This is a genomic window from Nocardioides lianchengensis, from assembly GCF_900101465.1.
GTDB lineage: Bacteria > Actinomycetota > Actinomycetes > Propionibacteriales > Nocardioidaceae > Nocardioides > Nocardioides lianchengensis.
In genome coordinates this window covers 35,289-61,616 of the sequence record NZ_FMZM01000014.1, presented here as the reverse complement: position 1 = coordinate 61,616, position 26,328 = coordinate 35,289, and the positions used below count along the sequence as shown (strand labels likewise).

The following is a 26,328-nucleotide window of genomic DNA, read 5'->3' as shown; positions in this document are numbered from 1 at the left end:
GTTGTGTGATCGTGATCACGCAAACCCGTGCGGGTGGGACCTCCCGTGTGCGATCTTCACATCGGCACCTCAATGACTATTCCCATAGTGCCCTCAATGAGGGTTTGATGTGCCGCGTTCTACACCGAGGTTTCTTTAGGGAGGGGAGACTTTGATGCGTCATCAGCGACTGGTCCGGGCGGGAGCCGCGGCCGCCAGCATCCTGCTGCTCGTGCCGGCCTGCTCGTCGGACCGCGACAGCGCAGACCCGGGCGGGGACGACAGCAGCGCCGCGCCCAAGGCGGAGCTGCCGACCGACACGTTCGGCGACCTGGAGTCGCCGTGCGGGGAGGGTGACGCATCGGGCGCCACCGAACAGGGCGTCACCGACGACTCGATCACGATCGGGTACGGCGACGACAAGGGGTTCTCGGCCACGCCGGGCCTCAACCAGGAGATGGGCGACGCCATGGACGCGTTCATCCAGTGGTGCAACGGCCTCGGCGGCATCAACGGCCGCGAGATCGTGGGCAACCGCTACGACGCGGCCATCTTCAACACCGCGCAGGTGATGAAGGAGTCGTGCAGCCAGGACTTCATGCTCGTCGGCCAGGGCTTCGGCCTCGACGAGAACGCCGAGCCCGACCGCATCAAGTGCAAGATGCCGACGGTCTCCGGCTTCACCATCTCGCCGGCCGCCTCGATGGGGCCGATGCACTACCAGGCGGTCCCGGGTCCGGTCGACGAGTTCAACCCGTCGACCCAGCAGATCCTGATGGACAACTACCCGGAGTTCGCCAAGACCGGCATGGTCAACAGCGACTCGCCGGCCGTGGCTCAGGGCCTGCTGCGCTACTTCGGCAACTTCGAGGCGGTCGGCGCCGACGCCGACGACTGCGGTGTCAGCCTGAAGTCGGCGGGCGGCGACAACTACCGCGCGATCGTGCAGAAGTACAAGGAGTGCGGGGTGACCGCGCTGTTCAGCTTCACGCCGCCGTCGCCGCCGCTGTACTCCTTCCTGGAGGCCGCGAAGGTCGAGGGTCTCGACCTGACCTTCGCCACCGAGGCGACCTGGTACAACGAGGCCGTCAGCGACGCCAACGTCGGCGACCTGACCGAGGGCGTGAAGGTCGGCATGCAGTTCCAGCCGTTCGAGAACGCCGACGAGGTGCCGGCGGTCGCCGACTACCTCTCGATCATGGACGAGTTCGGCGGCGTCAAGGCGCTGCTCGGCATGCAGACGGCCTCGTCGTTCCTGCTCTGGGCGCAGGTCGCCAAGGACTGCGGTTCGGACCTGACCCGTCAGTGCATGGTCGACGGTCTGTCGAAGGTCACGTCGTGGACCGGCGGCGGGCTGCACGCGGAGAGCAACCCCGGTGACAACCGCACGCCGATCTGCGGGATCCTCACCGAGGTCAAGGGCAAGACCTACGAGCAGATCGTCCCGGAGGCCAAGGGCGAGTACTTCTGCGTCGACAAGGCGCGTCCCGGCACCGAGGCCGAGCTCGGCGGCATCGAGCTCACCGACGACCGGATCGCCACGAAGTACCTCACCGACGACGTGCTGACGCCGTCGAGCTGAGACCGTCGTACGACGGTGCGGGGCCCGGTCGCGAACGCGGCCGGGCCCCGCACCACCACCGCAGTTCCTGGGGAGGGACGTCGTGGACCTGTTCCTGACCTACACGCTGGTCGGACTGGTGATGGGCGCGGTCTACGCGATCGCCGCCTCCGGACTGGTGCTCACCTACACCACGTCCGGCGTGTTCAACTTCGCGCACGGCGCGCAGGCGATGCTGTCGGCGTTCCTGTACTGGCAGCTGAGCGTGGGCTGGGGCCTGCCCGTGCCGGTCGCGTTCGTGCTGGTGGTGCTGGTCTTCGGGCCGCTCACCGGCGTGCTGCTCCACAAGACGCTGATGCACGGCCTTCGCGACGTCGCCGAGGTGACCAAGGTCGTCGTGACCGTGGCCGTGCTGCTCGGCATGGTCTCGCTGTCGCAGTGGATCTGGAACCCGACCGAGGCCCGCAGCGTGGCGATGCTGTGGGGCAACTCGACGTCGTTCGAGCTGCTCGGGGTGCGGATCCGCTACCACGAGCTGCTCTGCCTGGTCGCGGCCGCGGCGCTCGCGATCGGCCTGCGGCTGCTGTTCACCCGCAGCCGGGTCGGCGTCACCATGCGCGCGGTCGTCGACGACCCCGACCTGCTGCGCCTCAACGGCTACAACCCCGACCGGGTCGCGATGGCGTCCTGGGCGGTCGGCGCGTCGCTGGCGGCCCTCGCGGGCGTGCTGGTCACCCCCGTCGCGGGCGGCTCGCTGGAGGCCAACACCCTGACGCTGCTGGTGATCGACACCTTCGCGGCCGCCATGTTCGGCCGGCTGCGGAGCATCCCGCGCACCTTCGTGGGCGCGCTGTTCCTGGGCCTCGCCTCGACGTACCTGCTGGGCTACGCGCCGACCGACTGGGACTGGATCGGCAACGTCAAGACCGCGCTGCCGATGATTGTGCTCTTCCTGGTGCTGCTGGTGCTGCCCCAGGACCGGCTCCGCGGCGCCCAGCAGCGCACCCGGGAACGGACCCGGGTGCCGTCGGTGCGGTTCGCCGCCGGCTGGGCGGTGGCCTTCGTGGCCATCATGTTCGTGATCACCAAGATCGCGAACCCGCTGATGCTCGGGCCCTGGACCGCCGCGCTCGCGTTCTCGATCATCGCGCTGTCCCTGGTCCCGCTGACCGGGTACGCCGGCGAGATCAACCTGGTCCCGCTGAGCTTCGGGGCGATCGCGGTGATCGTGGCCTACCACACCGGCGTCTCCGGCACCGGTCTCGACGCCACGCTGGCCTGGAAGGGCCTGCTCATCGGCACCGTCGCCGCCGCCCTGGTGGGCGGGCTGGTCGCGCTGCCCGCGCTGCGCCTGCGCGGCCTCTACCTCGCGCTGGCCACGATGGCCTTCGGCGGCCTGGTCTCGACGCTGGTGCTCAGTGAGGTCACCCCACGGGACTGGCCGATCTGGGGGGAGAACACGATCTTCCCGGCGGCGGTCATCGCGATGCCGCACCTCGACGCCGGCCCGCTCGACCTCGACGACGAGGCGACCTTCCTGATGGCCCTCGCCGTCCTGTTCGCCGTGCTCGGGGTCGCCCTGGTGGCGCTGCGCAACAGCGGCTACGGCCGGCGCCTGGCCGCGATGAAGGACAGCCCGGCCGCGGCCGCGATGCTCGGCCAGTCGCTGGTCCGGCTCAAGCTCAGCGTCTTCATGCTCTCCGCCGCGATCGCCGGCCTGGGCTGCATCCTGATGGCCTCCGCGGTCGGCTCGGTGGCGCCCGACAACTTCCTCATCGTCGCCAGCCTGGCCCTGGTGATGCTCACCGTGGTCGGCGGGGTCAGCTACGTCAGCGGGGCGCTCTTCGGCGGGTTCATGGTCGGCATGGGCTTCTCGCTGATCAACGGCACGTTCGGCAACCTCGAGGCCGGCAGCGACATGTACGCCGGCCTGTTCGGCTCGCTGAGCCACGTCTTCGCGATCGCCATCGCGCTGACCGGCATCGGCGTCAACCGCAACCCCAGCGGCATCGTCAACGACATCTGCGAGTCCTACCGGCCGCTGCGCAACGCCCGCCCGGTGCTGTACGTCGGCGTCGCGGCGGGCCTGGTGCTGCTGGGGTTGAACTGGGTCGAGGTGATCGGCGACTGGAGCTTCGCGATCGGGATCTTCTGTGTGGTCGTGCTGTTGCCGGTGCTCGGCCGGATCTGGATGCCGGAGCGGGTGCTGACCGAGTCCGAGCTCGCCGAGCACCGCTCCCGCGCGGCCGTCGTACCGCCGGAGCTGCGGGCGCTCGACGGTCCGCTGGACCCCGAGGAGCGCTACGACCTCGACACCTACCTGGGCCTGCCGGCCCGGGCCCTGCCCGCCCTCGACGAGACTCCGTCCGACCTGGAGGCGACCCGTGTCTGAGCCATCCGGAGGCGCACCGCTCCTGGAGACCCGCGGCATCACCGTGCGCTTCGGCGGCAACACGGCCGTCGACGACGTCAGCCTGAGCGTCGCGCCCGGCTGCGTGACCGGGCTGATCGGCCCGAACGGTGCCGGCAAGACGACGCTCTTCAACACCGTCACCGGGATGCAGCGGCCGACCTCGGGCCGGGTGCTGCTCGACGGCACCGACATCACCGGCCGGCCGGTCGCCAAGCGCGCGGCGCTCGGGATCGCCCGGACCTTCCAGCGGCTCGAGCTGTTCCTGACCCTCAGCGTCCGCGACAACGTGCGGGTGGCGGGCGACATCGTGAACGCGGGCCGGCGCTTCCGCGGCGGCTCGATCGACGTCGAGGCCGAGACCGACCGGCTCCTCGAGCTGACCGGGCTGACCCCGATCGCCGACCGGGAGGTCTCGGACATCCCGACCGGCCGGGCGCGCGTGGTCGAGGTGGCCCGGGCGCTGATGACCAAGCCCCGGCTGCTGCTCCTCGACGAGCCCGCCTCGGGGCAGACCGAGCACGAGACCGACGAGTTCGCCGAGATGCTCGCCGGCCTGGCCGCGACCGGGCTCGGCATCTGCCTGGTCGAGCACGACCTGCCGCTGGTCATGAAGCTCTGCAGCACCATCCACGTCCTCGACCAGGGCCGGCTGATCGCCTCCGGCACCCCGGCCGAGGTCCAGGCCTCGCCCGAGGTCGTCGCGGCCTACATCGGCGGGGAGGTGCTCGCATGACGTCCGTCGTGACCGACCGCGCGACCGGGCCCGTGGAGCCGGAGCCGATCCCGCCGGTGCTCGAGCTGGTCGGCGTACGGGCGGCGTACGGGCCGATCCAGGTCCTGCACGGGGTCGACCTCACCGTCCACCCCGGCCAGGTCGTCGCGCTCCTGGGTCCGAACGGCGGCGGCAAGACCACGACCGTCAAGGTCGCGGCGGGGCTGCTGCCGATGGCCGGCGGGGAGCTGCGCTACGCCGGCCAGAAGGTCAACGGGATCAGCGCCGAGACCGCCGCCGGGATGGGCGTCTGCCTGATCCCCGAGGGCCGCGGCGTGTTCGCGAACCTCACGGTCCGCGAGAACCTCTGGCTCGCGACCGGCACCGGCGCCTCCCGCGAGCAGATCGAGGAGCGGGCCTACTTCCGCTTCCCGATCCTGCAGGACCGCCGCAACCAGCTCGCCGGCTCGATGTCGGGCGGCGAGCAGCAGATGCTCGCGCTCTCGCGCGCCCTGGCCACCGATCCCGCGGTGCTGCTCCTCGACGAGCTGTCGATGGGCCTGGCGCCCATGATCGTCAGCCAGATGTACGACACGGTCGCCCAGCTGGTGGAGGAGGGGATCTCCGTGCTCGTGGCCGAGCAGTTCGCGCGGACGGTCCTGCCGATCGCCGACCTGGCCGCCGTGATGCTCCACGGTCGGATCGCCGCCGTCGGCACCCCGGCCGAGATCGACGCCGACCTGTCCACCACCTACCTGGGGGGATGACGACCCATGACCACCACCGCTGATCAGGAGTCCACCGTGAGCGCCCGACCCGGCAAGCGCAGCGAGACCTTCACGACCGCCGTCGCCGAGAAGAAGCTCAAGACCGGCAGCGGCTCCCGCGACGGGGCCGTCAGGGCCGGCGGCCTGGTGGCGATGATCGTCGGCGTCGTGGGCGCCTTCGTCGCCTACCAGCTCTCGCTCGGCTACGAGGACACCCGCGACAGCGTCTCCGCCCAGATCCTCGCGACCGCCTTCCTCGCCCTCGCCGTGCTCGGCGTCGGCCTCTACGTCGCCGGCGCACTGTCGCAGCTGATGCGCCTGTGGCTGCTCCGCCAGGTCGTCGAGTCCCAGGAGCGGCACGACGAGCTCGTCGCCGCCCTGCGCGAGGGCCGCTCCTGACCGCTTGTGGATGACTCCGCCGAGTCGGCGCACATGTGCGCCGACTCGGCGGGGCTCTCCACAGGGTCGGAGATCAGGCGGGCTCGCCGCGGTCGCCCCAGAAGACCGGCGTCACGAGGTGCTCGCCGCTGAGCCCCTTCAGCTCCACCGTCCGGGGCTCCTCGAGCACCAGGTCGTCGTACTCGCGGAGCGCCTCGACGACGGTGTCGCTGACCAGGATCTCGGCGCCCGCGGCCTGGGCCGCGACCCGGGCGGCCTGGGCGACGTGCCGGCCGAAGATGTCGTTGTCGCGGTGGACGACGTCGCCGTGGTGGATGCCGATCCGGACCCGGAGGTCGGGCTTGCCGCCGCGGTGACCGCGGTCGAAGGCGCGCTGGACGCTGACCGCGCAGCGGGTCGCCCGCTCGGGGTCGGGGAAGGCCACCATGAAGCCGTCGCCCTGGGTCTTGACCACGTGGCCGTCGTACTTCTCGACCCGGGCGCGCACCGTGCGGTCGTGGCGGGCCAGCAGCCGCACCCACTGCTGGTCGCCGAGCTGCTCGTTGAGGGCCGTCGAGCCCTCGATGTCGGAGAAGAGGATCGACAGGCTGCCACTCGGCCCGGCCAGCCGGACCAGGTCGGGGCGCTCCACCTGCGCCCAGCCGGCGAGGTCGTCGATCGAGCTGCGCAGCGCGCCGCCGAGGCCCTTCTCGCGGACCAGGGCCGCGGTCTCCCAGACGCCCTTCACGACCTCGCGGCCGGTCGGCACCAGCCGGCGCGGCGGCTTCTCGGACGGGGTCCGCAGCCGGGCGACCTCCTCGCGCAGCAGCTGCTGACGGCGCCGTCCGACCAGCCAGAGCACCAGCAGGGTGATGGTCGCCGCACCCTCGACCGACACCGCGATCACGAGCAGGACGGTGGCCACGCGCGCATGCTGCCAGATCGCCGCCGTTTCGACCCAGGTTGAACTGGCAACTACTCTGGTGCTGAGGGGAGTACCCCACCAAGATCCGCCCGGTCAGTACGTCGCTCCCGCGAGCGACCCGGGCGGCGCCCGTCCTCGGAAACGGGTGGGGGAGACCTCAAGCTCACTGATGCTTGAGGAGACCCATGCTCGACACCATCGGAACGCCCACCCTGTGGGCGGTCACCATCGGCCTCGTCGTCGTCCTGCTCGTCGTCGACTTCATCGCGACCCGCAAGCCGCACGAGGTCTCGATGAAGGAGGCGCTCGCGTGGTCGGCGTTCTACGTCGCCCTGCCGCTCGCCTTCGGCGGCTACATCTGGGCCCAGCACGGCAGCGACCGGGGGGTCGAGTACTACACCGGCTACCTGGTCGAGAAGACGCTGAGCGTGGACAACCTGTTCGTGTTCATGCTGCTGCTCGCGGCCTTCGCCGTACCGGCGGCGCTCCAGCAGCGGGTGCTGCTCTACGGCATCGTCGGCGCGCTGGTGCTGCGCGGCATCTTCATCGCGCTCGGCGCGGCGGCGCTGTCGGCGTTCGACTGGGTGTTCCTGGTCTTCGGCCTGATCCTGCTGGCCACCGGCGTGAAGCTGCTCAAGGACGCGATCTCCGGGCACGACCACGACGAGAAGGACGTCTCGTCGATGCGCTCGGTCAAGCTGATGCGCAAGTTCATGCCCGTCACCGAGGAGTACGACGGCCCGCGGATGACCGTCATCCAGAACGGCAAGCGTGCCCTCACCCCGCTCGCGCTCGTGGTCGTGGCCGTCTTCGCGACCGACCTGGTCTTCGCGATCGACTCGGTGCCGGCCGTCTACGGCATCACCGGCGACCCCTATCTCGTCTTCGCCACCAACGCCTTCGCCCTGCTCGGTCTGCGCGCGCTCTACTTCGTGCTGCAGGGGGCGCTGGCCAAGCTGGTCCACCTGTCCTACGGCCTGGCCGCGATCCTCGGCTTCATCGGCGTGAAGCTGGCGCTGCACTGGGCGCACATGACCTGGTCGTCGGTGCCGGAGATCCCGACGCTGGCCTCGCTGGGCGTGATCGTCGGCATCCTCGCCGTCACGGTGACGACCTCGCTCATCGCGTCGAAGCGGGCCGCCGACGAGCCGGTCGAGGAGCAGGAGCCCGAGCGAGTGTGACCTGATCGGCACCGGCCGGTTGCGCCGTTTCCTGGCGCGCCGGCCGGTCCTCGGGTGAGGATCTCGTTCCGCACGATGTCGGAACGGGAGGAGCTGGTGATGAGGGCACGCGTCGTCGTCCTGCTGCTCCTGCTCGTCGGGCTCGCCGTGCCGGTCAGCGCCGAGGCCCAGCCCTGGAACGAGCGGATCCCGGTCGGGCCCGAGCTCACGCCGACCCCGCCGGTCCGGGTCCTGTTCGTCGGCGACTCGATCACCGCGGGCCGCAGCGGCGACACGTCGTACCGCTACTGGGTCTGGCGCCAGTTCCAGGACGCCGGGGTGCGGGCGCGGTTCGTCGGGACCACCACCGGGCGGCGCGGGGGTGACGGCTACGCGCTGACCGACCACGGCTTCCAGCCGTGGCACGCCGCCAAGGGCGGGACGACGTACGCCGACCACCTGCCCCGGGTCCGGGCGCTCGTCCGGCACCTCCGACCCGACGTGATCGTGCTCGGCCTCGGCTTCAACGACGTCAAGGTCGCCTCCCCGGCCCGGACCGCCGCGCGGGCCCGGGCCTACCTCGACCGCGTGTGGGCGGTCGACCCGGACGTGCGGGTGGTGCTCAACGAGGTCACCTTCGCCGCCCGTCCCGGCTCGTCCCGGCGCAACGTCCGCCGGACGCGGTACGACGAGCTGCTGCGCGAGATCGCCCGCAGCGACCGCCGGGTGGAGGTGGCGCGGGTCGTCAGCGGGCCCTGCCCCGCCTGGGACCCCGTCGTGCACTCCTTCGACGGCATCCACCCGAACGCGCTCGGCGAGCTCGTCGTCGCCCGCCACGTGGTCGACGCGCTGGTGCGGGCCGACGTGCTGCCGTCGTACGACCGGGCGGGGACGCCGGGCTACGCGACGACCTGCGCCGCGCCGGCCGCCTGAGGCCACCAACGAGGCGACCGGCACGAGGTCCTGGTCACCGGGGCGGCCCGGTAGCGGGGCGCCGTACTCCTGCTGTGATGGGCCGGTGAGCGGGTTCAGCGCAGTGGAGATCGAGGAGGCGTACGCCGTCTTCCACGGGCACGTCGAGGGCTTCGCGTCGTCGGGGGACTGGCACGGGTTCGCGGACCTGTTCACCGAGGATGCGACGTACGTCGAGCACGCCTTCGGCACCTTCCGCGGGCGGGAGGAGATCCGGGCCTGGTCGACGCGGACCATGACGTCGTTCCCGGGCGGGGTGATGACCGGGTTCCCGCTGGCCTGGTTGGTGGTCGACGAGTCCACGTCGCGGCTGATCTGCGAGGTGCGCAACCTGATGCCGGACCCCGGCGACGGCTCGGTGCACGAGGAGTCGAACCTGACGATCATGACCTACGCCGGCGACGGGATGTTCAGCCGCGAGGAGGACGTCTACAACCCGCTGCGGTTCATGAGGATGTCGATGCGCTGGGCCGCGGTCGCCGAGGCGCACGGGAACCTCTCGGACGAGGGCCGCGCCTACGTCGCGCAGTTCGGTTCACCTGCCGGTCACTGAGCCGTGCCACCGTCGCCGAGGTGCGGCGTACGGCGATGCAGGGGCTCGGCTGGGTCCTCACGATCGGCGGCGTGATCCTCTTCCCGCTGCCCGGCCCGGGGCTGCTGCTCCTGGCCGCGGGTCTGGCGATCCTGGCGGAGCACTACGCGTGGGCGGAGCGGCGGGTCGACCAGGTCAAGGTGCGCGCCTGGGCGGGCGCGCGGGTCGGCGTACGGACGCCCTGGCGGACCTTCTGGACCGTCCTCGTCACGGCGCTGCTCGGGGCCTCGGGGGTGCTCTGGCTGTGGGCGCCGCCGCGGCCGGACTGGTGGGTGCTTCCCGCCTGGACCTGGCTGCCCGGCGGCGTGTGGAGCGGCGTCGGGCAGCTCCTGTCGGGGGCCGTGGCGCTCGCCCTGGTCGGCTACGCGTGGTGGCGGGTCAGGGGCGAGCGCGTGGCGGGCCGGGGAGATCCCCGATGCGGCGTTTGAGGTCGTCTGGGAGGCTCACTGCATGAAGGGGGCAGCTCGCAGGGTCGCGATCGAGGTCGGTGGCTGGGCGCTGGTGCTGGTCGGCATCGCCGCCCTCGTGCTCCCGGGGCCGGGGCTGCTGCTGATCTTCGCCGGCGTCGCGGTGCTCTCCCAGCAGTACGAATGGGCCGAGAAGCGCCTCGACCCGATTAAGTACCGGGCACTCAAGGGGGCCGCGGAGAGCGTCGAGACCTGGGTCCGGATCGTCTTCTCCTCCCTCGTCGCCGTCGGGCTGCTGGTCTGCGGCGTGATCTGGATCTGGAGCCCCGAGGTCCCCGACTGGTGGTCCTTCCGCGACAGCTGGTGGCTGCCGGGCGGCGTGGCCACCGGCATCACCCAGATCGCCTCCGGCCTGTTCGCCTTCGTGCTTCTCGGCTGGAGCTACCGCAAGTTCCACGGCAAGCCCGAGGCCGTCGCCGAGCTCGAGCGCGAGATCGACGAGGCCGACGAGGAGTTCAAGCAGCTGCGCGACTGAGCCGCGCGCTCAGGCTCCTGCCGGGGTGGCCGAGTCGAGCAGCTCGGCCAGCTCCTCGATGACCTCGTCGAGCGGAGCATGCAGTCCCCCGAGGCGCTGTACGCCGGCACGACGGTCGAGGCGACGCGGCTCGCGCCCGCGGACCTCGGCGTACCCCGGATCGGGCACCACGGCTTCTGCCGCCGGTCCTACCGCGACGCCTGGGACGCGTACGTGCTGCCCCGGTCGGCGGTGCGATAGGGCACCAGTCGGCGCCCGGGCCTCACCCGGCGCAGACCGCCAGCAGGGTGCCCGGCCGCTCCCCCAGGTGCGTCGACCAGCCGACCTCGAACGAGACCAGTCGCACGCCCCGCGGACCGGTCGCGCCCTCCCGGATCACGATCGCCTCGACCGGGACCTCGTCCGCCGGCAGTCCGCCGGGGGAGCACCGGTGCTGACGGGAGATCCGGTCGACCCGGGCGGCGACCCGGTCCACCTGGTGGATCCGATCGACCCGGACGTCGAGGTCGGGGCCGGCCGACGGAGCGCTCGCCGTGGTCGTCCACCCGCCCGCGCTGACCGACGCGACCAGACCGACCAGCAGTCGGAGCATCAGGCGAGGGCGGAGACTCATGTTCCCCTGATCGGCCTGCCGCGCCCCGTCCGGATGGCTTGTGGGAGGGGTCATACCCGACACGGCCCTGTCGGAGCCGCGTGCGATGCTGCCGCCCGTGACCCTCCACCTGCACCGCGCCGCACGCACCGACGTGCTGGCCGATGCCCTCGGGGAGCTGCTCGCGACACCGCTCGCCGACCCGTTCGCCGAGGAGGTGGTGGTCGTCCCGGCCAAAGGGGTCGAGCGCTGGCTCTCGCAGCGGCTGTCCCACCGGCTGGGGGCCGGCCCGCGCGGTGGCGACGGGGTGTGCGCCGGGGTCCGCTTCCTGACCCCGCGGAGCCTGGTCAGCCTGCTGCTCGGGCGCGAGCGCGACGACCCGTGGGACCCCGAGCGGCTGGTCTGGCCGCTGCTCGCGACCATCGACGCGAGCCTCGACGACCCGGTCTTCGCCACCCTCGCCGCCCACCTCGGCCACGGGCTCGACGGACCCGACGGCGACCTGCGGCGCACCCGCCGCTACTCCGTGGCCCTGCGGCTGGCCGGCCTGTTCGCGTCGTACGCCGGGCAGCGGCCCGCGCTCGTCACCGCCTGGCGGGAGGGGGCCGGCGAGGACGAGCTGCCGGCCGACCTGCGCTGGCAGCCCGAGCTGTGGCGCCGGCTGATCGAGCAGGTCGGCGAGCCGGCGCCCGACGTACGCCAGGCCGACACGGTGCAACGGCTGCGCGCCGGGGCCGCCGACCTCCCGCTGCCGGGCCGGCTGACCCTCTTCGGCCACACCCGGATCCCGGTCACCGAGGTCGAGCTGCTCGCCGCCCTGGGCGAGCACCGCGACGTCCACCTCTTCCTCCCGCAGCCCTCGCCCGCGCTCTGGGACGACCTGGGCGGCCTCGGCGGGGTGGTGCCGCGCGACGAGGACGACTCGGCCGAGCGGGTCGGCCACCCGCTGCTCGCCTCGCTCGGCCGCGACGCGCGCGAGCTGCGCCGCACTCTCGACGGCGTCGGTGCCGCGCTGGTGCCCGCGCCCGAGCCCGCGACCGACACCCTGCTCGGTCGGCTCCAGGCCGACCTGCGCGCCAACCACGCGCCGACGCCGGCGGAGCGGGCCGCTCGGGTCCACGACGCCGCCGACCGCAGCCTCCAGGTGCACGCCTGTCACGGGGCCGCGCGCCAGGTCGACGTGCTGCGCGAGGTGCTGGTCGGGATGCTCCAGGACGACCCGAGCCTCGAGCCCCGCGACATCCTCGTGATGTGCCCCGACATCGAGACCTACGCGCCGCTGATCTCGGCCGGCTTCGGGCTCGCGACCCACGAGGGGCACCCCGCCCACGAGCTGCGGGTCAAGCTCGCCGACCGGGCGCTGACCAGCACCAACCCGCTGCTCGCGGTCGCCGACGCGCTGCTCGAGCTGTCCGGGGGCCGGGTCACCGCCGCCGACGTCCTCGACCTGGCCGCCCGGGAGCCCGTGCGGCAGCGCTTCGGGTTCACCGACGACGAGCTCGACCGGGTCGGCCGCTGGGTCGCGCGAGCCGGGGTGCGGTGGGGGCTGGACGCCCGCTCGCGGGCGGCGTTCCGGATGGACGGCTTCCCCCACAACACCTGGCGCACCGGGCTCGACCGGATCCTGCTCGGGGTCGCGATGAGCGGCGACGACCACCGCCACCTCGGCCGCGGGCTGCCGCTCGACGACGTCGGCAGCAACGAGATCGACCTCGCCGGTCGCCTGGCCGAGCTCGTCGACCGGGTCGACGCGTGCCTGACGACCCTGGCGGGCGCGCGCACGGTCGCCGACTGGACCGGCGGCCTGAGCGTCGGCGTCCGCTCGCTGACCGACGTGAGCACCGACGACGCCTGGCAGCTGCCGCAGTTCGAGCGCGAGCTGGCCCGGGCCGCCGCGTCCTCCCACGAGGCCGAGCTGGAGCTGCGGCTGCCCGACGTGCGCGCGCTGCTCCAGTCCCGGCTGGCCGGTCGGCCGACCCGGGCCAACTTCCGCACCGGCACCCTCACCGTCTGCACCATGGTCCCGATGCGCTCGGTGCCCCACCGCGTGGTCTGCCTGGTCGGCCTCGACGACGGCGTCTTCCCGCGCGCGGGCGCGGTCGACGGCGACGACGTCCTCGGCCGGCGGCCGCTGACCGGCGAGCGCGACGCGCGCAGCGAGGACCGCCAGCTGCTGCTCGACGCGGTGATGGCCGCGACCGAGGCGCTGGTGATCACCTACACCGGGGCCGACGAGCAGTCGGGGGCGCGGCGGCCCCCCGCCGTACCCCTGGGGGAGATCCTCGACGCCGCCGACCGGACCACCGCCGCGCCGGTGCGCGAGCAGGTCCTGACCCGCCACCCCCTCCAGCCCTACGACGCCCGCAACTTCGAGCGGCCGCGCCCGTTCAGCTTCGACACCGCCGCCCTCGCCGGGGCCCGGTCGGCCTGGAGCGTGCGCCACGAGCCGCCGCCGCTGATCTCCGCGCCGCTGCCCGAGCGGCCGCGCGACGACGTGTCGCTCCAGGAGCTGCGGGCCTTCCTCGGCCACCCCGTCCGGGCCTTCCTGCGCGAGCGGCTCGACGTCGCCGCGCCGTTCGAGCCCGACGACCTGGCCGACGCGATCCCGGTGACCCTCGACAGCCTCGACAAGTGGAAGGTCGGCGACCACCTCCTGTCCGAGCTGCTCGCCGGCCAGGACGCCGCCGCCGTGATGACCGCCGAGCAGCTGCGCGGCACCCTCCCCCCGGGGGGCCTCGGCACGGCCGCGCTCACCGAGGTCGTCGAGGAGTGCCAGCGGCTCTGGGCACGCTCGGCGCAGGTGCGCGAGGGGGAGCGGCGCTCAGTCGACGTCGACGTCGACCTGGGCGACGGTCGCCGGCTCACCGGCACCGTGGCCGGCGTCTACGGCACCCGCGTCGTCTCCCTCGGCTACTCCCGGCTCAAGGCCCGGCAGCGGCTGACCGCGTGGGTCGACCTGCTGGCGCTGAGCGCGACGTACCCCGACCAGCACTGGACCGCCCACGCCATCGGTCGCGAGCGCGCCGGCCCCAAGCGCGCCCTGTCCGGACCGCTCGACCACCGCGCCGTCGCCTGGCTGCGCGACCTGGTCGAGCTCCGCGACCGCGGCCTGCGGGAGCCGCTGCCGATCCCGGTGGCGACTGCCTCGGCCTGGGCCGAGGCCCGGGTCCGCGAGCTGATGGGCCAGGACACCCCGCCGGTCGAGGCCGCCCGCCGGGCCTGGGAGACCGACCCCCACCACGCCTTCGGCATCGCCGGCGAGGACGCCGACGCCTTCCACCAGCGGGTCTACGGCGTCGGGGCGCCGGTCGAGCTGCTGCTCGACGCCGGCCTGGGCGAGCACGCCTGGCGGGTGTGGGAGCCGCTGCTCACCGGAGCCGAGAAGGTGGGTCCCCTGTGAGCGGTCCTGCGATCACCCCCTTCGACATCACCGACCCGCTGCCCGAGGGCACCGTCCTGCTGGAGGCCAGTGCCGGCACCGGCAAGACCTGGACGATCGGTGCTCTCGTCACCCGCTACGTCGCTGAGGGCGAGGCCCGGCTCGAGGAGATGCTGGTCGTCACCTTCGGGCGGGCCGCCAGCCAGGAGCTGCGCGAGCGGGTCCGGGCCCAGCTCGTCGAGGCCGAGCGGGTGCTCGGCGACGACCCGCTCGACGCCGTCGCCGACGAGTCCGACCTGGTCGTGCTCCTGCGCGGCTGGGATCCCGAGCGGCGCCGCCGCGCGCACCGCCGGGTCACCGAGGCGCTGGCCGGCTTCGACGCCGCGACGATCGCCACCACCCACCAGTTCTGCTCGCTGGTCCTCGACTCGCTCGGGGTGGCCGGCGACACCGACTCCCGCGCGCGGCTGGTCGAGGACCTCGACGACCTGGTGACCGAGATCGTCGACGACCTCTACCTCCGCGCGTTCGCCTTCGACAGCGGGGGTCCGGCCTTCAGTCACGATGAGGCGCTGGCGATCGCGCGGGCCGCGGTCGGCGACCCCCAGGCCCGGCTCGAGCCCGCCGACGAAGACCCGTCGACGTCGGTCGGGCGGCGGGTGCGCTTCGCGCAGGCGGTCCGCACCGAACTCGACCGGCGCAAGCGCCGGCTCGGCGTGCTCTCCTACGACGACCTGCTCAGCCAGCTTGCCGCCGCGCTCGCCGACGAGGACGGCGCCGCCGCCCAGCGGATGCGCGCCCGCTGGCGGATCGTGCTGGTCGACGAGTTCCAGGACACCGACCCGGTGCAGTGGCAGGTCCTCGACCGGGCCTTCAACGGGCACGCGACGATGGTGCTGATCGGCGACCCGAAGCAGGCCATCTACGCCTTCCGCGGCGGCGACGTGACGACGTACCTCCGGGCGGCGGCGACCGCCGCGCGCCAGCAGACCCTGGCCGTCAACTGGCGCAGCGACCAGCCGCTCCTCGAGGGCTTCCAGCGGCTGCTCGCCGGTGCCGCGCTCGGCGACGACCGCATCGTCGTGCGCGACGTCGAGGCCCACCACAGCGGCAGCCGGCTGGTCGGTGCACCGGTGCCGGCGCCGTTCCGGGTGCGGGTGGTCCGGCGCGAGGACCTCGGGCGCCGCGGCGGCGCGACCCTCCCGGTCGGGCTGGTCCGGCCCCACGTCGCCCGCGACCTGGCCCTCGACGTACGACGGCTGCTGGCGTCCGGGGCGACCTTCGAGGGCCACGAGCTGCGCCCGCGCGACGTCGCGGTGATCAGCTACCGCCACGCCGACCTGGCCGCGGTGCGCGAGGCGCTGCTGGAGGTCGGGGTGCCCGCGGTCATCGCGGGTGGCGGCAGCGTGTTCGCGACGCCGGCCGCGACCGAGTGGCTGACCCTGCTGGAGGCCCTCGAGCAGCCGCACCGCAGCACCCGTGTGCGCTCGGCCGCGCTGACCTGCTTCGTCGGCCGCAGCGCCGTCGAGCTCGACGAACGCGGCGACGACCTGACCGACGAGGTGGCCGACCTGCTGCGCGGCTGGGTCGAGCTGTTCACGACCCGGGGCGTGGCCGCGGTGCTCGAGGCGGCCAACGTCGCCGGCCTGCCCGCGCGCGTGCTGGCCGAGGTCGGCGGCGACCGCCGGCTCACCGACCTCCGCCACATCGGCGAGGCCCTGCACGAGGTGACCCTGACCGAGCGGCACGGCCTGGTCTCGCTGCTGACCTGGCTGCGCGAGCAGGTCACCGAGGGCCGCGCCGGCCGCGGCGTCGAGCGCACCCGCCGGCTCGACTCCGACGCGGCCGCCGTCCAGCTGGTGACGATCCACGCGAGCAAGGGCCTGGAGTACCCCGTCGTCTACCTGCCCGCCCTCGGCGACCGGTTCGTCCCCAAGCCGAGTCGGCCGCTCTTCCACGACGACGAGGGCACCCGCTGCCTCGACGTCGGGGGCGGCGGCGCCCACTGGGCCGACCACTGCCGGCGCTGGGCCGACGAGGAGGCCGGCGAGTGGCTGCGGCTGCTCTACGTCGCGATCACCCGCGCCAAGTCCCAGGTCGTCTGCTGGTGGGCGCCGACCAAGAACGCCGTCGCCTCGCCGCTGCACCGGATGCTGATGCGCGACCCCGACGAGGCGGAGGTGCCCGCCTCGCCCGCCGTGCCCGACGACGACGCCGTGGTGGCGCTGTTCGCCGAGTGGCGCGACCGCGGCGGCCCGGCCCCCGAGCCGGCGGCGCACGCCGACCCGGGCGCGGAGCCACCCCGGCCGGAGGTGCCCGCGCTGGCGGCCCGGTCGTTCACCCGCGAGGTCGATACCGAGTGGCGGAGGTCGTCGTACTCCTCGTTGAGCAAGGTGCAGGTCGCGCCCGGCCCCGCGGGGGCGGTGACCAGCGAGCCCGAGGTGAGCGCCAAGGACGACGAGGACGAGCTCGACACGATCCTCGTCGAGGCCCCCGCGGTGCCCGGGGACCTGGTCTCGCCGATGGCCGGGCTGCCGCTCGGCGCGACCTTCGGCTCGCTGGTGCACGCGGTGCTCGAGCACACCGACCCCGACGCGCCCGACCTCCGCGCCGAGCTCCGCGGCCACGTCGAGGAGCAGCTCGGGTGGTGGCCGGTCGAGCTCGACACCGACGAGCTGGTCGAGGCGCTGGTCGCGGTCTGCGACAGCCCGCTCGGTCCGCTGGCGCCGACGACGCTGCGTGAGGTCCCGCTGGCCGACCGGCTCCGCGAGATGGACTTCGAGCTGCCGCTCGGCGACGGGCTGCTCGGCCAGATCGCTCCGCTGCTGGAGCGGCACCTGCCGGCGGGTGACCCGGTGCGCTCCTACGCCACCGCGCTCGAGGGTCCGCTCGGCGAGCAGACCCTGCGCGGCTACCTCACCGGCTCGGTCGACGTGGTGCTGCGGCTGCGCACCGAGCAGGGCCCGCGCTACCTCGTCGTCGACTACAAGACCAACTGGCTCGGCCCGTTCGACGAGCCGCTGACCGCCGCGGCCTACCGGCCCGACGCGCTCGACGCGGCGATGGGCCACTCCGACTACCCGCTCCAGGCGCTCCTGTACGCCGCGGTGCTGCACCGGTTCCTGCGCTGGCGCCAGCCCGGCTACGACCCGGAGGTGCACCTCGGCGGGGTGCTCTACCTCTACCTGCGCGGCATGTGCGGGCCGGACACCCCGCTGGTCGACGGCGCGCCGTGCGGCGTGTTCGCCTGGCGGCCGCCGGTCGCGCTGGTCGAGGAGCTGTCCGACCTGCTCGACGGAGGTGCGTCGTGACCGAGACCTTCGAGCCGGTCGGCGAGCACGACTGGCGGCTGGCCGCCTCGGCCACCGGGCTGCTCGCCGAGTTCAACGCCGCCGGACTGCTCAGCGCCGCCGACGTCCACGTCGCCACCCGGGTCGCGGCCCTGGGCGAGGAGGAGGACGAGCGGGTCCGGCTGGCGGTGGCCCTCGCGGTCCGCGCCGTGCGCCGCGGGTCGGTGGGCCTCGACCTCGCGGCGGTGCCCGCCATCGCGCCGGAGCTCGCCTGGCCCGAGGCCGAGGCGTGGGCCGCGGCCGTCGCGGCGTCGCCGCTGGTGGCCGCCGGGGCGGTCCGCTGGGAGCTCGGGCTGCTCTACCTCGACCGCTACCACCGGCTCGAGACCCAGGTGCACGCCGACCTGGAGGCCCGGCTGGCCCAGGCCGCGCCGGGGATCGACGAGGCCCGGCTCGACGCGGCGCTGGCCCGGGTCCGTGGCGGCCGGTTCAGCCCCGAGCAGGAGGCTGCGGTCGCGGCCGCCGTACGCCGTCGTACGACGATCCTGACCGGCGGGCCCGGCACCGGGAAGACCACCACCGTGGCCCGGCTGCTCGCCCTGCTCGCCGACCAGGCCACCGGCTCGACGCAGCGCCGCGAGGGCCGGCTCTCGATCGCCCTGGCCGCGCCCACCGGCAAGGCCGCCACCCGGCTCCAGGAGGCGGTCGCCGCCGAGGTCGCCGAGGTGGGCGAGACCTGGCCCGAGGTCGCCGCCCTGGTGGGGCGGCTCCAGGGTCAGACCCTGCACCGGCTGCTCGGCTGGCGCCCCGACAACGCCACCCGCTTCCGCCACGACCGCGGCAACCGCCTCAAGTACGACGTCGTCGTGGTCGACGAGTCCTCGATGGTGGAGCTCACGATGATGGGCCGGCTGCTCGAGGCGTTGCGGCCCGAGAGCGTGCTGGTCCTGCTGGGCGACCCCCAGCAGCTGACCTCGGTCGGCGCCGGCGCGGTGCTGGGCGACCTGGTCGCGGGCTACGACGGCCGCCCGGACTCCCCGGTCGCCGCGCTGACCCGGAACTTCCGCTCCACCGACGACATCCTCGCCCTGTCCGTGGCGCTGCGGGCGGGCGACGCCGACACGGTCGTCGAGGTGCTGCGGACCCCCTCCGACGAGGTCTCCTGGGTCGACACCTCCGAGGAGGCCGAGGTCGAGGCGGCGCTGCGGCCCGACTCGCTCCGGGCCGCCCGCGCGGTCTGGGCGGCGGCGGTCGCCGAGCAGCCGGCCCTGGCGATCGAGGAGCTCGACCGCTACCGGCTGCTGTGCGCGCACCGCGAGGGTCCCTACGGCGTACGCCGCTGGAACCAGCGGGTCGAGCGCTGGCTGGCCGAGGAGGTCGACGTCGACGTCCACGGCCCGTCGTACGTCGGCCGCCCGCTGCTGGTGACCAGCAACGACTATGCGCTCGACGTCTACAACGGCGAGACCGGCGTGGTGGTGCAGCAGGGCGACCGGCGCCGGGCCTTCGTGGCCGGGTCGGGGCGGTTGAAGGAGTTCGCCCCCGGCCGGCTCGACGCCGTCGAGACCATGCACGCGATGACGATCCACAAGAGCCAGGGCAGCCAGGTCGAGCGGGTGACGGTGCTGCTCCCCGAGGCCGACTCGCGGCTGCTGACCCGTGAGCTGTTCTACACCGCGGTCACCCGGGCCCAGCAGCACGTCCGGGTGGTCGGCTCCGAGGCGGCCGTGCGGGCGGCCGTCGCCACCCGGGCGCTGCGCGCGACGGGCCTCCAGCAGCGGCTGCGCGAGACCGGGTCCGCACCCTGACACACGGAAACGGCGCCGCAATCTGCGCCGGTTAGGGTCGTGCCGTGCCATTTCTGCTGCGCGTCGAGCTGCCTGACGTCCCCGGGTCGCTGGGTCGTCTGGCGAGCAGGATCGGTGAGGCCGGCGGCGACATCGAGGCGATCGAGATCGTCGAGAAGCGGCACGACGGGACGGCCGTCGACGACGTACTCCTCGAGATGGCGCCCGGTTCGATGCCTGACTCGATCGTCTCCGCGTGCAACGCCATCGACGGCGTCCGGGTGGTCTGGATCAGCCGGTACGCCGCCGGCGGCAACCTGTTCCTCGACCTGGAGGCGGTCGAGGAGCTCACCGCCAACCCGGCCGAGGCGCTGGACCGTCTGATCGACCTGCTGCCGATCACCTTCCGCGCCGACTGGGCCGCGCGGGTCAGCGAGAAGGCCGGCGTCGTCTACGCGACCGAGGCCGCGCCCTCCGACCTGACCTGGGTGTCGATGGGCCGGGCCGCGCGCCTCGAGACCGACGACGACAACGTCCACTGCGGCGCCCGGCTCAACCACCACGAGGTGGTCATCATCGGCCGCCGCGGCGGCCCGGAGTTCCTCGACTCCGAGCTGGCCCGCCTGGGCCACCTGGTCGCCCTCGCGATGTCCATCGTCCGCGCCGGCTGACCCCCCTCCCGCCGAGTCAGCAGAAACCGCGGGCCGAGTCAGCACCAGTGGTGCTGACTCGGCGATCAGACGCGCTCGAGGAGGAAGACGGGGATCTCGCGGTCTGTCTTCTGCTGGTACTCGCCGTACGTCGCCCAGGTGGCGACGGCGTAGTCCCACCACTCGGTCCGCTCGTCGCCCTCGAGGCGGCGCGCGACGTAGGTGTGCTTCTCCGCGCCGTCCTGGAGGTCGACCTCGGGGTTCGCGACGAAGTTGTAGTACCAGGTCGGGTTCTTCGGGGCGCCGCCGAGCGAGGCGATGGCGACGTACTTGCCGTCCTTCTCGACGCGCATCACCGGGTTCTTGCGGAGCTTGCCGGACTTGGCGCCGCGGGACGTGATCACCACGATGGGCCACTCCGGGTTGCCACGCAGGATGTTGCCGCGCTGGCCGTTCGAGGACTCGAACTCCTCGACCTGGTCGCGGACCCACTGCTCGGGGCTGGGCTCGTACTCGCCTTCAAGTGCCATGACTGTCCAATGCCCCTGGAGGCCCCGGACATTCCCAGGGATAGCCTCCGACCCATGAGTGCGATCGACGGGGTGTCGGAGATCTTCGACGCCGACGCCTGGGACGTGGTGCCCGGCTTCGAGGACCTGACCGACCTGACCTACCACCGGGCGAAGGAGCACGGCACCGTCCGGGTGGCCTTCGACCGGCCGGACGTGCTCAACGCGTTCCGCCCGCACACCGTCGACGAGCTGCTGTGGGTGCTCGAGCACGCCCGCACCTCCAGCGACGTCGGCTGCGTGATCCTCACCGGCAACGGCCCGAGCGCCAAGAACGGCAAGTGGGCCTTCTGCACCGGCGGCGACCAGCGGATCCGCGGCCGCGCCGGCTACCAGTACGCCGAGGGCGAGACCGCGGCCACCGTGGACAAGGCCAAGCTGGGGCGGCTGCACATCCTGGAGGTGCAGCGGCTGATCCGCTTCATGCCCAAGGTCGTCATCTGCGTCGTCCCGGGGTGGGCGGCCGGCGGCGGGCACAGCCTGCACGTCGTCTGCGACCTGACCCTGGCCAGCACCGAGGAGGCCCGCTTCAAGCAGACCGACGCCGACGTCGGCTCGTTCGACGGCGGCTTCGGCTCGGCGTACCTCGCCCGCCAGGTGGGCCAGAAGATCGCCCGCGAGATCTTCTTCCTCGGCCAGGAGTACTCCGCCGAGGACGGCGTCCGGATGGGCACGGTCAACCGGGCCGTCCCGCACGCGGAGCTGGAGGCGGCCGCCCTGGAGTGGGGCCGGCTGATCAACGGGAAGTCGCCGACCGCGCAGCGGATGCTGAAGTACTCCTTCAACGCCATCGACGACGGCCTGGTCGGCCAGCAGATCTTCGCCGGCGAGACCACCCGGCTCGCCTACATGACCGACGAGGCCGCCGAGGGGCGGGACCAGTTCCTCGAGAAGCGGGATCCCGACTGGTCGCCGTTCCCCTGGTACTACTGAGTCCGACTCACGCCAGGACGGCCGTGACCTTCAGCTCCACCAGGTGCTCGGGTACGTCGAGCGCGGCGACGCCGATCAGCGACGCCGGGGCGACCGGGACCGAGCCGAGGGCGTCCGCAGCGCGGGCCATGCCGTCGACGACCAGCGGCATCTGGTCGGGGGTCCAGCCGGCGACGAACATCGTCAGATCGGCGACGTCGGCGAAGGTGGCGCCGACCTCGGCCAGGGCCGTGGCCACGTTGCGGTAGCACTGGACGATCTGCGCAGCGAGGTCTCCCTCGCCGACCAGGCGGCCGTCGGCGTCCCACGAGACCTGGCCGGCGACGAAGACGGTCCGGCTGCCGGTGGCGACGGCGACCTGGCGGTAGAGGGGGACCTCGGGGAGGCCGACGGGGTTGGCGAACGCGATGGGCACGGGAGTTCCTCCGGTATTGACTTCAAGGTTGAACTGAATCTATCACGTGACTTCATGCGTGAAGCGACCCACCGTTACGGTGGAGGCATGGCGGACGAGGGTGCGGCGGACGATTTCCGATGGCTGACGGAGCCGGAGAAGGAGGCGTGGACCGGCCTGGTCTCGCTGATGCTGCTGATGCCCGGCCCGCTGGAGGCGCCGCTGCAGCGCGAGGCCGGGCTGACGCTCTTCGACTACATGGTGCTCAGCGGCATCTCGGAGGCTCCGGACCGCGAGCTGCGGATGAGCGAGCTCGCGTTCATGACCAACGGCTCGCTGTCGCGGCTCTCCAACGTCGTCAAGCGGTTCGAGCAGCGGGGCTGGGCCTCGCGCCGGCCGGACGAGACCGATGGTCGCTACACCCTCGTGTCGCTCACGGAGGAGGGGCGCCGCCTCGTCGTGGCGGCGGCGCCAGTTCACGTCGACGCCGTACGACGCCTCGTCATCGACCCGCTCGACGAGGTCGATCAGGCCGCGTTGGCCCGCATCGCCGCGCGACTTCGTACCCGGCCCAGCGACGTCCGCGACCGGCCGACCACCGGCTGAGCCGGACCCGTGCCCCTGGGTACGGGAGGTGATGCGCATCTTCTTCACCGGCGGCAGCGGCAAGGCCGGCCGGATCGTGGCCCCCTACCTCGCCGACCAGGGTCACCGGGTCACCAACGCCGACCTCGTCCCGCTCGGGCACCCGGGGGTCGACGACCTCCGGGTCGACCTCACCGACGCGGGCGAGACCTACTCCGCGCTCGCGGGACTGGCGAGCCTCGACGAGCTGGACCGCCCCGAGCGGCCGTCGTACGACGCGGTCGTGCACTTCGCCGCGGTCCCGCGGATCGGGCTGCGGCCGGACGCGGCGACGTACGCCGCGAACGTGCTGAGCACCTACCACGTCCTCGAGGCCGCGACCCGGCTCGGTGTGCGCAAGATCGTCTTCGCCTCGTCGGAGACGGTCTACGGCGTCTGCTTCGCGCAGGGGGAGCGGCGGCCGCTCTACCTGCCCGTCGACGAGGACCACCCGACGATCCCCGAGGACGCCTACGCGATGTCCAAGGTGGCGGGCGAGACGACGGCGCGCTCGTTCCAGGCCCGCACCGGCGCGGACGCCTACGGCCTGCGGATCAACAACGTCATCGAGCCGCACGAGTACGCCGAGCTGTTCCCGGCCTTCCTGGCCGACCCGGCGCTGCGCCGGCGCAACCTCTTCGCCTACATCGACGCCCGCGACCTGGGCGAGATGGTGCACCGCTGCCTGGCGACCGACGGGCTCGGCTACCAGGTCTTCAACGTCGCCAATCCCGACCTGTCGGTGGCGGCGACGACGCGCGAGCTGCGGGAACGCTTCTACGACGGTGTCGAGGTGCGCCGCGAGCTGGGCGACGACGAGACCTTCTACGCCATCGACCGGGCCCGCGAGCTGGTCGGCTTCACCCCACGGCACTCGTGGCGCGACGTGCTGCCCGGCTGAGGTGCACCCGTAGGGCCACTCCGCTCAGGCCTGAGGAGCCCACCCCTCGTCGTCGCGGATGCCGCCCAGGATCCGCCGGCTGATCTCGCGCAGCTGCCGCCTCTGGGGTGCGGTCAGCCGGTCCAGCACCAGGTGGTGGACCTCCCGCACGTGTCCGGGGGTCGCCTCGTCGACCTTCCGGCGGCCCAGGTCGGTGAGGACCGCGAGCGTGTAGCGCCCGTCGGCCGGGTCGGGCGTTCGGCGTACCCAGTCCTTGGACTCGAGGCGGGTCGCCGCCCGGGACAGTCGCGAGAGGGTGCTGTTGGCATAGCCGGCGAGCACGCTCATCCGCAGGGTGTGGTCGGGCGCCTCACGGAGCGCGTAGAGGATGCCGTACTCGAAGTGGGAGAGCTGGGCGTCGCGCTGGAGCTGAGTGTCGAGCGCGCTCGGCAGCCACTCGAGGACGGTGGCCAGGGCGGCCCAGGTCGCGAGGTCGTCGCCGCGGAGCTCGACGGGGTCCGGGAGGGGTTGCATAGCGCCACTCTAGGTCCTCGTGACTTGCTCAGGAAAGTCATCCTGTCTACGTTTGACTTTCCTGAGCAAGTCAATGACGTGAGTGAGGACGGACGAGATGGACATGGGACTGGCACGCAGGCGCGCCTTCGTGAGCGGGTCGACGCAGGGGATCGGCTTCGCGATCGCACGGGCGCTCCTCCGGGAGGGCGCGGCGGTCGTCGTGAACGGGCGTGCGGAGCCCGGGGTCCGCGAGGCGGTCGCTCGACTGGAGGGCGAGGTCCCCGGCGCGCAGGTGACGGGGGTGGCGGCCGACTTCGCCGACCCCGACCAGGTACGACGGCTGTTAGCCGAACTGGGCGACGTCGACGTCCTGGTCAACAACGTCGGGCTGTTCGAGGTCGCGCCGTTCGCGGACCTCCCCGACGAGACCTGGCAGCGCTACCTGGAGGTCAACCTGATGAGCGGCGTCCGGCTCTCGCGGCACCTGCTGCCCGGCATGCTGGACCGCGGGTGGGGGCGGATCGTCTTCGTCTCCAGCGAGTCGGGGGTGAACGTCCCCGGCGACATGACGCACTACGGGGTGACCAAGGCCGCGCAGCTGGCCCTGGGCAACGGCCTGGCCAAGCTGACCCGCGGGACCGAGGTCACGGTGAACACGATCCTCGGCGGCCCGACGTACTCCGACGGGGTGGCGCGGACGGTGGAGCAGATCGCCGCGGCGCAGGGGATGTCGGCCGAGGACCTGAAGGGCGCCATCGCCGCCGGCAACCAGACGTCGCTCCTGCAGCGGTTCCTCGACCCGGACGAGATCGCCAGCCTCGCGGTCTACCTGGCCAGCCCGCTCTCGTCGGCCACCAACGGCGCTGCTGTGCGTGCCGACGGTGGGGTGCTGACCACGCTGGTGTGACGGGGTGGGCCTCAGGCCCAGATCGGCCCCGGCCGGCCGCCGTCGAGCGGGATGACCGCGCCGTTGGCGACCGCGCCGTACGGCGAGGCCAGGAACGTGACCGCGGCCGCGACGTCGTCGGCGGTGACCGGGCGGCCGAGGCCGTTCCGGGCGGCCTGCTCCAGGTAGGCGGGGTCGCCGGCGACCCGCTCGGTGACGGTGAGGCCGGGGTGGACGCAGGTGACGGTGACGCCCTGCGGGCCGAGCTCGTCGGCGAGGTTCTTGGTGATCGCGACGACCGCGATGTTGCGGACCGAGCCCGTGAGGTTGCCGGTCGCGCGGGCGTTCATGCCGCTGATGTTGACGACCCGCCCACCGCCGTCGAGGAGGTACGGCGCCGCCGCGCGCACGACGCGCGCGTAGCCGAGGGCCTTGGTGTCGACCTGCTGCAGGAAGTCGTCGTCGTCCAGGCCGGCGAGCCCCGGCGCGGCTGGCTGCGACGCACGGGGCGCGGCCGCGTTGACGACCACGTCGAGCCCACCGAGCGCGGCGGCCGCGGCGTCGACCGCCGTACGGACGGCCGCGTCGTCGGTGGTGTCGGCGCGCACGACGACCGTCCCGGGGCCGACGGCGTCGGCCGCCGCCGACAGCGCCGACGCGTCACGTCCGAGGAGCGCGACCCGCGCGCCCTCCGCGGCCAGCGCCCGCCCGACGGCCAGGCCGATCCCGCGGCTGCCGCCCGTCACCAGCGCCCGGGCGCCGTCCAGTCCGAGGTCCATGGCGGCAAGATTGCCAGGTGAGCACCCTCTGGCAGCGCATCGCCCAGGCCCAGGCGGGCGCCGACTACGCGACGACGTACGCCGCCCGCTTCCGCCGGCTGGCCGAGCGCGGGCAGGACGTGCACGGCGAGGCGGCGCTGGTGACCCAGCTGGTCGACCCGCCGGCGCGGGTCCTGGACGCGGGGTGCGGGACGGGGCGGATCGCCGTACGCCTCACCGAGCTGGGGTACGACGTCGTCGGGGTCGACGTGGACGCCTCGATGCTGGCCGTCGCGCGGGCCGAGGCGCCCGGGCTGGACTGGCGCGAGGCCGACCTCGCGACGCTCGACCTGGGGGAGACCTTCGACCTGGTGCTGCTGGCCGGCAACATCGTGCCGCTGCTAGAGCCCGGCACCCTGGCTGCGGTCGCGGAGCGCCTGGCTGCGCACACCGCGCCCGGAGGTCGGGTCGTCTGCGGCTTCGGGCTGGACGCCGCCCACCTGCCGGGCGACTGCCCGGTCACCCCGCTGGCCGACGTCGACGCGGCGTTCGCGGCGGCGGGACTGGGGGTGGGCGATCGGCTCGCGACCTGGGAGGGCGACGCCTACGACGGCGGCGGGTACGTCGTGACGCTCCACGGCAGATCTGCGGACGGCGTTTGACCGATTT

26 protein-coding genes are annotated in these 26,328 nt (G+C 73.2%); 20 read left to right on the top strand and 6 right to left on the bottom strand.

Annotation, left to right across the window (positions count from 1 at the left end; genetic code table 11):
• Positions 1-154: 154 nt before the first annotated feature.
• From BLT76_RS21835 to BLT76_RS21815, 5 genes are all read left to right on the top strand, one after another.
• A complete protein-coding gene (locus BLT76_RS21835; RefSeq protein ID WP_090860421.1) occupies positions 155-1,561 on the top strand; it encodes an ABC transporter substrate-binding protein in 1,407 nt (468 codons plus the stop codon).
• Between the two features lie 82 nt (positions 1,562-1,643).
• Complete coding sequence (locus BLT76_RS21830; RefSeq protein WP_090860420.1) at positions 1,644-3,932, top strand: branched-chain amino acid ABC transporter permease; 2,289 nt, start codon at positions 1,644-1,646, stop codon at positions 3,930-3,932.
• On the top strand, positions 3,925-4,686 hold the full coding sequence (locus BLT76_RS21825; RefSeq protein ID WP_090860419.1) for an ABC transporter ATP-binding protein: 762 nt from the start codon (positions 3,925-3,927) through the stop codon (positions 4,684-4,686). The genes BLT76_RS21830 and BLT76_RS21825 overlap by 8 nt, the downstream gene beginning before the upstream one ends.
• Complete coding sequence (locus BLT76_RS21820) at positions 4,683-5,432, top strand: ABC transporter ATP-binding protein (RefSeq protein WP_090860418.1); 750 nt, start codon at positions 4,683-4,685, stop codon at positions 5,430-5,432. Before BLT76_RS21825 ends, BLT76_RS21820 begins: the two co-directional genes overlap by 4 nt.
• 36 nt (positions 5,433-5,468) lie before the next feature.
• Positions 5,469-5,831: a hypothetical protein gene (locus tag BLT76_RS21815; protein ID WP_090860504.1), complete on the top strand. Its 363-nt coding sequence runs from the start codon at positions 5,469-5,471 to the stop codon at positions 5,829-5,831.
• A gap of 73 nt (positions 5,832-5,904) precedes the next feature.
• On the opposite strand, the gene BLT76_RS21810 is transcribed toward BLT76_RS21815, so the two are convergent.
• Positions 5,905-6,735: an adenylate/guanylate cyclase domain-containing protein gene (locus BLT76_RS21810; RefSeq protein ID WP_211753148.1), complete on the bottom strand. Its 831-nt coding sequence runs from the start codon at positions 6,733-6,735 to the stop codon at positions 5,905-5,907.
• A gap of 185 nt (positions 6,736-6,920) precedes the next feature.
• Between BLT76_RS21810 and BLT76_RS21805 the strand changes: the two genes are divergently transcribed.
• The 6 genes from BLT76_RS21805 to BLT76_RS25955 all read left to right on the top strand — a co-directional run bounded on the left by BLT76_RS21805 (position 6,921) and on the right by BLT76_RS25955 (position 10,641).
• Positions 6,921-7,916: a TerC family protein gene (locus BLT76_RS21805; protein ID WP_090860417.1), complete on the top strand. Its 996-nt coding sequence runs from the start codon at positions 6,921-6,923 to the stop codon at positions 7,914-7,916.
• Positions 7,917-8,015: 99 nt separating this feature from the next.
• Positions 8,016-8,828, top strand: a complete 813-nt coding sequence (locus BLT76_RS21800) for an SGNH/GDSL hydrolase family protein (protein ID WP_170867197.1) — start codon at positions 8,016-8,018, stop codon at positions 8,826-8,828.
• Positions 8,829-8,913: 85 nt separating this feature from the next.
• Complete coding sequence (locus BLT76_RS21795; RefSeq protein WP_090860415.1) at positions 8,914-9,420, top strand: nuclear transport factor 2 family protein; 507 nt, start codon at positions 8,914-8,916, stop codon at positions 9,418-9,420.
• 20 nt (positions 9,421-9,440) lie between these two features.
• Entirely contained in the window at positions 9,441-9,887 is a 447-nt protein-coding gene (locus BLT76_RS21790) for a PGPGW domain-containing protein (RefSeq protein WP_139175776.1), read from the top strand.
• Positions 9,888-9,909: 22 nt separating this feature from the next.
• On the top strand, positions 9,910-10,401 hold the full coding sequence (locus BLT76_RS21785) for a PGPGW domain-containing protein (protein ID WP_090860413.1): 492 nt from the start codon (positions 9,910-9,912) through the stop codon (positions 10,399-10,401).
• A 78-nt stretch (positions 10,402-10,479) separates the two neighbouring features.
• Positions 10,480-10,641, top strand: a complete 162-nt coding sequence (locus BLT76_RS25955) for a hypothetical protein (RefSeq protein WP_170867196.1) — start codon at positions 10,480-10,482, stop codon at positions 10,639-10,641.
• A gap of 22 nt (positions 10,642-10,663) precedes the next feature.
• Here BLT76_RS25955 and BLT76_RS21780 read toward each other — a convergent pair whose 3' ends face one another.
• Positions 10,664-11,014: a hypothetical protein gene (locus tag BLT76_RS21780; protein WP_139175774.1), complete on the bottom strand. Its 351-nt coding sequence runs from the start codon at positions 11,012-11,014 to the stop codon at positions 10,664-10,666.
• A 97-nt stretch (positions 11,015-11,111) separates the two neighbouring features.
• On the opposite strand from BLT76_RS21780, the gene recC reads away from it, so the two are divergent.
• The 4 genes from recC to BLT76_RS21760 are packed head-to-tail and all read left to right on the top strand — an operon-like array spanning position 11,112 to position 20,120.
• The gene (recC, locus tag BLT76_RS21775; RefSeq protein ID WP_090860501.1) at positions 11,112-14,393 is read left to right on the top strand and encodes an exodeoxyribonuclease V subunit gamma; all 3,282 of its coding nucleotides are present in this window, start codon (positions 11,112-11,114) and stop codon (positions 14,391-14,393) included.
• Positions 14,390-17,683: a UvrD-helicase domain-containing protein gene (locus tag BLT76_RS21770; RefSeq protein ID WP_244509518.1), complete on the top strand. Its 3,294-nt coding sequence runs from the start codon at positions 14,390-14,392 to the stop codon at positions 17,681-17,683. Before recC ends, BLT76_RS21770 begins: the two co-directional genes overlap by 4 nt.
• On the top strand, positions 17,680-19,470 hold the full coding sequence (gene recD, locus BLT76_RS21765; RefSeq protein WP_090860411.1) for an exodeoxyribonuclease V subunit alpha: 1,791 nt from the start codon (positions 17,680-17,682) through the stop codon (positions 19,468-19,470). The genes BLT76_RS21770 and recD overlap by 4 nt, the downstream gene beginning before the upstream one ends.
• Before the next feature lie 44 nt (positions 19,471-19,514).
• Positions 19,515-20,120 carry an ACT domain-containing protein gene (locus tag BLT76_RS21760; protein WP_090860410.1) on the top strand — a complete coding sequence of 202 codons (606 nt, stop codon included), beginning with the start codon at positions 19,515-19,517 and terminating at the stop codon, positions 20,118-20,120.
• A 65-nt stretch (positions 20,121-20,185) separates the two neighbouring features.
• On the opposite strand, the gene BLT76_RS21755 is transcribed toward BLT76_RS21760, so the two are convergent.
• Complete coding sequence (locus tag BLT76_RS21755; protein ID WP_090860409.1) at positions 20,186-20,629, bottom strand: nitroreductase family deazaflavin-dependent oxidoreductase; 444 nt, start codon at positions 20,627-20,629, stop codon at positions 20,186-20,188.
• 54 nt (positions 20,630-20,683) lie between these two features.
• Between BLT76_RS21755 and BLT76_RS21750 the strand changes: the two genes are divergently transcribed.
• A complete protein-coding gene (locus BLT76_RS21750; protein ID WP_090860408.1) occupies positions 20,684-21,601 on the top strand; it encodes a 1,4-dihydroxy-2-naphthoyl-CoA synthase in 918 nt (305 codons plus the stop codon).
• Between the two features lie 7 nt (positions 21,602-21,608).
• Here BLT76_RS21750 and BLT76_RS21745 read toward each other — a convergent pair whose 3' ends face one another.
• The gene (locus BLT76_RS21745) at positions 21,609-22,016 is read right to left on the bottom strand and encodes a RidA family protein (RefSeq protein ID WP_090860407.1); all 408 of its coding nucleotides are present in this window, start codon (positions 22,014-22,016) and stop codon (positions 21,609-21,611) included.
• 87 nt (positions 22,017-22,103) lie between these two features.
• On the opposite strand from BLT76_RS21745, the gene BLT76_RS21740 reads away from it, so the two are divergent.
• Both BLT76_RS21740 and BLT76_RS21735 read left to right on the top strand, forming a co-directional pair.
• Complete coding sequence (locus BLT76_RS21740) at positions 22,104-22,601, top strand: MarR family winged helix-turn-helix transcriptional regulator (RefSeq protein WP_090860406.1); 498 nt, start codon at positions 22,104-22,106, stop codon at positions 22,599-22,601.
• A gap of 31 nt (positions 22,602-22,632) precedes the next feature.
• Positions 22,633-23,520 carry an NAD-dependent epimerase/dehydratase family protein gene (locus BLT76_RS21735; RefSeq protein WP_090860405.1) on the top strand — a complete coding sequence of 296 codons (888 nt, stop codon included), beginning with the start codon at positions 22,633-22,635 and terminating at the stop codon, positions 23,518-23,520.
• Between the two features lie 24 nt (positions 23,521-23,544).
• On the opposite strand, the gene BLT76_RS21730 is transcribed toward BLT76_RS21735, so the two are convergent.
• Positions 23,545-24,033, bottom strand: coding sequence for a MarR family winged helix-turn-helix transcriptional regulator (locus tag BLT76_RS21730; protein WP_090860404.1), 489 nt, complete (start codon positions 24,031-24,033; stop codon positions 23,545-23,547).
• 130 nt (positions 24,034-24,163) lie between these two features.
• Between BLT76_RS21730 and BLT76_RS21725 the strand changes: the two genes are divergently transcribed.
• Positions 24,164-24,922 carry an SDR family NAD(P)-dependent oxidoreductase gene (locus BLT76_RS21725; protein ID WP_244509517.1) on the top strand — a complete coding sequence of 253 codons (759 nt, stop codon included), beginning with the start codon at positions 24,164-24,166 and terminating at the stop codon, positions 24,920-24,922.
• Between the two features lie 11 nt (positions 24,923-24,933).
• Here the strand turns inward: BLT76_RS21725 and BLT76_RS21720 are convergent, their stop codons facing one another.
• Entirely contained in the window at positions 24,934-25,680 is a 747-nt protein-coding gene (locus BLT76_RS21720; RefSeq protein ID WP_090860402.1) for an SDR family NAD(P)-dependent oxidoreductase, read from the bottom strand.
• A 17-nt stretch (positions 25,681-25,697) separates the two neighbouring features.
• Between BLT76_RS21720 and BLT76_RS21715 the strand changes: the two genes are divergently transcribed.
• On the top strand, positions 25,698-26,321 hold the full coding sequence (locus BLT76_RS21715; protein WP_211753146.1) for a class I SAM-dependent methyltransferase: 624 nt from the start codon (positions 25,698-25,700) through the stop codon (positions 26,319-26,321).
• Positions 26,322-26,328: the final 7 nt, after the last annotated feature.